General features: G+C 72.7%; 2 protein-coding genes and 2 pseudogenes. 3 read left to right on the top strand and 1 reads right to left on the bottom strand.

From position 1 onward, the window contains the following. From GT042_RS17100 to GT042_RS17110, 3 genes and pseudogenes are all read left to right on the top strand, one after another. Nucleotides 1–252: pseudogene (locus GT042_RS17100) on the top strand (ABC transporter permease); the annotation flags it as partial. Next, on the top strand, nt 249–1,223 hold the full coding sequence (locus GT042_RS17105; protein WP_202532968.1) for an ABC transporter ATP-binding protein: 975 nt from the start codon (nt 249–251) through the stop codon (nt 1,221–1,223). The pseudogene GT042_RS17100 and the gene GT042_RS17105, both read left to right, overlap by 4 nt. Next, nucleotides 1,223–1,966: an ABC transporter ATP-binding protein gene (locus GT042_RS17110; protein ID WP_161309582.1), complete on the top strand. Its 744-nt coding sequence runs from the start codon at nt 1,223–1,225 to the stop codon at nt 1,964–1,966. Before GT042_RS17105 ends, GT042_RS17110 begins: the two co-directional genes overlap by 1 nt. Before the next feature lie 52 nt (nt 1,967–2,018). Here GT042_RS17110 and GT042_RS39145 read toward each other — a convergent pair. Continuing rightward, a pseudogene (locus GT042_RS39145) lies at nt 2,019–2,433 on the bottom strand (cytochrome P450); the annotation flags it as partial.

The raw sequence follows: 2,433 nt of genomic DNA on the forward strand, positions 1-2,433 counted from the left end.
CTCGCCGGCTGGGCGACGATCCGGTTGATCGCGCCGGGCGTCGACGTGACTCAGCTCGCCCTCGCCGCCGCGCCCGGCCTGGCCTCCGGTCTCACCGCCGCCGGGGGCGCCGCCCTGCGGCCCGAACCCTGGTCCCTCACGCTCTCCGCGCTGGCCGTGGTGCTGCTCACCGGTACGGTGACCGCGGCGCAGGCCCGATGGGCGGCCCGCCAGGGATCCGCAGACCGGCTCAGGACAGGAGACGCACGATGACGGACACCACGCTCGCGGAGCTGGAGCAGCGCGCGACCGCCCGCCGTGACGCGGTGCGCGACGACCACGACGCGCTGATCGCCTGTGACCGCCTCGTCCGGATCTTCGCCACCGACGGGGTGGAGGTGCAGGCACTCCAGGGGCTCGATCTCCGCGTGGAGAAGGGTGACCTGATCGCTCTCGTCGGGGCGTCGGGCAGCGGCAAGTCCACCCTGATGAACATCCTCGCGGGCCTGGACGTGCCCACGGCGGGCGCGGCCAGGGTCGGCGGCCACAACCTCCTCGCCATGGACGCCAAGGCGCGGCTGGGCTACCGGCGCGACGTGGTGGGCTTTGTGTGGCAGCAGACCGCCCGCAACCTGCTCCCGTATCTGACGGCCTCTCAGAACATCGCCCTGCCGATGCAGTTGCGGGGCCGTTCCCGCAAGAAGGCGGAGCGGGTGGAGTCCCTGCTGTCCATGCTGGAGATCACCGAGTGCCGGGACCGCCGCCCGTACCAGCTGTCCGGCGGCCAGCAGCAGCGGGTGGCCATCGCGGTGGCCCTGGCCAACTCCCCTTCCGTGGTGCTCGCCGACGAGCCGACGGGAGAGCTGGACTCGGCCACCGGCGAGCAGGTCTTCGCCGCGTTCCGCCGTGCCAACGACGAACTCGGCACCACGGTCGTCATCGTCACCCACGACCAGGCGGTGGCGGGCGAGGTCCGGCGCACGGTCGCCATCCGGGACGGCCGCACCTCCTCCGAGGTGCTGCGCCGCACGGAGGTCGACGCGGAGGGAAGGGAGTCGGTGGTGTCACGGGAGTACGCGATGCTGGACCGGGCGGGACGGCTCCAGCTGCCCGCCGACCACCTCGCGGCGCTGGGCATGAAACACCGGGTCGCGCTGGAACTCGAACGGGACCACATCGGCGTCTGGCCGTCCGACGAGCCGGAGCAGCGGGCGTCCGGCGACACCACCGACAGAGGTATGTGATGGCCGAAGGAATCGATCCGGGCCCCGCCGGCACGTCGGTGGAGACGCCGGTCCACGACCCGATGGTGCGGGTCGAGGGGCTGCGGCGCTCGTACGGCACCGGCGAGAACGCCGTACACGCCCTGCGGGGTGTCTCGTTCACGGTCGGGCGCGGCGAACTGGTCGCGCTGAAAGGCCGGTCGGGCTCCGGGAAGACCACACTGCTCAACCTGGTCGGCGGTCTCGACACCCCGGACGACGGGAGTGTCACCGTCGACGGGGTGAGCCTGGCCGGCCTGAACGAGTCGGGGCTGCTGCGGCTGCGCCGTGACCGGATCGGTTTTGTGTTCCAGTCGTTCGGGCTCATTCCGATCCTCACGGCGGCCGAGAACGTCGGCATACCCCTGCGCATCCGGGAGTCGGACGCCCGTGCGCGTGAGGAGCGGGTGGCGCTGCTGCTCTCGCTCGTCGGCCTCGACGGACACGCCGCCCAGCGGCCCGGGGAGCTGTCCGGCGGGCAGCAGCAGCGGGTCGCGATCGCCCGTGCGCTCGCCAACCGGCCTGCGCTGCTGATCGCCGACGAGCCGACGGGCCAACTCGACGCGGAGACGGGCATGGTGGTGATGAACCTGATCCGCGCGGTGGTACGGAGCGAGGGTGTGACGGCGCTGGTGGCCACGCACGACGCCCAGTGGCTCGGGCTGGCGGACCGCGTCCTGGAACTGAACGACGGCGACATCACCGAGGAGCACGGCCCCCGGTGACGGGCACGCGGAACGCCGTACGGGGCGGGGATCCGGAACCGGGGCCGGGCGCCTAGAACGCGTCCGGGTCGATCGTCCCGGTGACCAGTCCCACGAGGAACCGCCGCATCAGGGAACCCTGGGGTCTCCGCTTCCCGTCCCTGCCCCGCTCCCCGTCCTCTGCGTTCTCCGTGTCCTCCGCGTCGGCGGAGATCACCGCCTCGCCCGCCTTGACCTCGTACCGTACGGGCAGCGCGCGCAGCCCCCGTACGAACGGCGAGGAGCGCCAGGGGAGTTGAGCCTCCGGTACGGCGAGTTCGAGCTGCGCGAACCTCTCGAACAGGCGCTCAAGCGCCAGCGTGGTCAGGACGGTGGAGAGTTCACGGGCCGGACACTGGCGGGGGCCCGCGCCCCAGGACAGGTGCGCGCGGGTGCCGGCCGCGCGGCTCACCGAGGCGCCGCCCGCGAAGCGCGGGTCGGCGTGGGTG

Source organism: Streptomyces sp. SID3212 (assembly GCF_009865405.1).
Classification (GTDB): domain Bacteria; phylum Actinomycetota; class Actinomycetes; order Streptomycetales; family Streptomycetaceae; genus Streptomyces.